This window comes from Bradyrhizobium cenepequi, assembly GCF_020329485.1.
GTDB classification, from domain to species: Bacteria; Pseudomonadota; Alphaproteobacteria; order Rhizobiales; family Xanthobacteraceae; genus Bradyrhizobium; species Bradyrhizobium cenepequi.
In genome coordinates this window covers 1-2101 of record NZ_JAGKJI010000129.1, presented here as the reverse complement: position 1 = coordinate 2101, position 2101 = coordinate 1, and the positions used below count along the sequence as shown (strand labels likewise).

Here is a 2101-nt window from a genome sequence, read left to right as displayed (position 1 = left end):
CGTCCTTCAGAAGTCCGTCCACACCTTTCGCCACATAGCGACGGCGCCAGCGGCGGACTGTCAGCAGGCTCTTGCCAGCCACTGCCGCGATCGCCTCCGCCGTCGACCCATCGCTCGCCAGCAGCACGATCCGTGCTCGCCAAACCACCTTCTGCGGCGTGTTCCGGTCCCGGACCAGCCGCTCCAATCGTTCGCGATCGGCTGTGCTGACCGCAATCTGCTCGAGCTTCCTCATCGGCGCAGACTCGCAGGTTTGCGCCAATTTGTGAATCGTCTGTCAGTGACGGAACACTAGCGCGTCACAGAGCGCGTCGGCGAAAATCGTGCTTCACGGTTGGTAGGTATTCCATCTTGTCTCTCGTTGCAGAACGGCTTAGCGTCGTCCGCCCTTCTGAAACCAAGGCCATGACGGCTCGCGCCGCCGGACTGCGTGATCAGGGCGTCGATGTGATCACGCTCAGTCAGGGCAAGCCGGATTTCGACACGCCGTCCGCGATCAGCGAAGCCGGCATCCGGGCCATCCGCGACGAGTGGACGAAAGACACGCCCGTACCCGGCATCAAGTCGCTGCGCGAGGTGATCCGCAAGAGCCTCAGTCGCGATTTCGGTATCGACCAGATCACGGTCGGCTGTGGCGCCAAGTAGGTCGTCTTCAACGCACGGTTTGCCGAACCCGAGGAAGTCGGCCTCGTAGACAACGCTCAACATGTCGACCACCGCGCTTTGGATGATCTTGCCCTCAAGCGCCGGCACGCCACCGGCAAGCTGCACTCCTCTCCAAACAGCCTTTGGGATCGGCGCGAATCATTCGCCCGTTTCACGCCTGCGCGGTCAGCGATTTATTGTCTTGAAAAGCGACGGATTTCGGGAGTTGAGACATTGAGTCTACGTCACCCGGACCTCGGCTCTTCGATACCGGGGAATGGAGCGACTGGGCTTAAAGAATTCAGACCTTACGGCGAGATTTGCACGCGATCGCGCTTGATGCCGGAGGATACCCGACAACTCGATTCCATACACCCCGAATCTTGAAGCTACCAGTGATATGCAGGCTTTCGGCTTTCACCAGTACCCGACCGCCAACGAACTCGTTCATCCTTTTGCTTTCGCGCATTGGGGTCAAGCGAAGTCTGGATTTTATGCGCTCCGCGGCGTCTTCGATCTCACCAAACGTCGGCGGGAGCATGTGTCAAGGTTGCTCGCCTCTAGCTCCTAACATTCGAAAGCCCTGATCTTGAGAGTTGCTGTTGCTAACGCCGAATTCGATCAATGGTCATGTTTGGTACTACCGGACACCGCGTAATCGCGATTTTATCGCTGCGATTTCACCGGCGGATTCGGTTGAAAAAGTCCTCTCCACCGTTGAGACGAAAGTTCTAAGACCCGCTGATGTTTTTCGCGTTTTCGGACGTGGGCGACCTATCCCAATTTCCGTGGATTCATCAAGCGGCCTTCCTACGCACCTCAGGAGGCTGCCAATACGCCATGCCAATCGGTTGGCAAATTGTTTGGGTTCCCCCCGCTCTATCGACCGAGTCAGAGTTGAACAGGATTACGGGAGTCGCCACACCAATCTCAGCACCATAGATTGCTTTCCCTACTCCCCCTTTTCACGCACCACGGGGCATGCTCAAGCTATCTCGAGTTCTGGGTTGGCCGCTATGAACGGTCCAGTTCAACGCTGGGCGTAGAGACGCTGAAGTGGACCCCGGATTTTGGACCGGCGGCTTAGGTGGTGCGGATGCCGTTCCGTTTTGATAAACGGAGCGGACCATGAAGAAGACGAGACGGAAAATCGATGCAGCGCTGAAGGCAAAGATCGCCTTGGAGGCGCTGCGAGAACAATCAACGGTGACGGATCTGGCGCAGCGCTACCAGGTGCATGTGAACCAGATTTATGCGTGGAAGAAGCAGCTTCAGGAGTTCGGGCGTTCGACGCGGGCGTTGGTCGGGATGGCGAGGCGGCCCACGAACTGGAGGTCGAGAAGCTCCACGCCAAGATCAGACAATTGACGGTCGAGCGAGATTTCTTAGCCAGGAGGTCCGGAAGATGAGCGCGCCGGATCGCCGAGGATTGCTTCAGCGCGATCATGAGAGTCTA

General features: G+C 57.9%; 3 protein-coding genes. 2 read left to right on the top strand and 1 reads right to left on the bottom strand.

Annotated elements, in window-relative coordinates:
• A partial coding sequence (locus tag J6497_RS40430; protein ID WP_225709660.1) for a helix-turn-helix domain-containing protein occupies nt 1-235 on the bottom strand: 235 nt, incomplete at its 3' end.
• A gap of 170 nt (nt 236-405) precedes the next feature.
• Here J6497_RS40430 and J6497_RS40425 point away from each other — a divergent pair.
• Both J6497_RS40425 and J6497_RS40420 read left to right on the top strand, forming a co-directional pair.
• Nucleotides 406-645 carry a PLP-dependent aminotransferase family protein gene (locus tag J6497_RS40425; protein WP_225709713.1) on the top strand — a complete coding sequence of 80 codons (240 nt, stop codon included), beginning with the start codon at nt 406-408 and terminating at the stop codon, nt 643-645.
• Between the two features lie 1128 nt (nt 646-1773).
• Nucleotides 1774-2013: a transposase gene (locus J6497_RS40420; protein WP_225707800.1), complete on the top strand. Its 240-nt coding sequence runs from the start codon at nt 1774-1776 to the stop codon at nt 2011-2013.
• The last annotated feature ends 88 nt before the right edge of the window (nt 2014-2101 follow it).